Below are 254 nucleotides of genomic sequence, written 5' to 3' on the forward strand. Positions count from 1 at the left end.
TTCGAGGGCAGAACAGCAAACTTCTACTTTGAACAAGAGGCACTACAGCAAGCACACCGACAGGACCTCCGGGCTGAATGCAGCGCTCGAATCCGCGAATACCAAAATAAAGAGAAAGCCGCGCGTAGCGCTTCAACGCGCGAATCGGACGCGAAACGCAAACTGCAACTCTTGAAAGAGGCTCGCACATGGCAACGCAAAGCCGAGGACGAAGAAGACGCATACCGGCAACGGAGAAATCGGCTCGACCGGGA

General features: G+C 55.1%; 1 protein-coding gene. It reads left to right on the forward strand.

All coding sequences use genetic code 11. The annotated features are described in order from the left end of the window. On the forward strand, window positions 1–254 hold a 254-nt coding region (locus QP442_RS08525; protein WP_285069808.1), incomplete at both ends, for a hypothetical protein.

The organism is Pauljensenia sp. UMB1177 (assembly GCF_030217965.1).
Classification (GTDB): Bacteria; Actinomycetota; Actinomycetes; order Actinomycetales; family Actinomycetaceae; genus Pauljensenia; species Pauljensenia turicensis_A.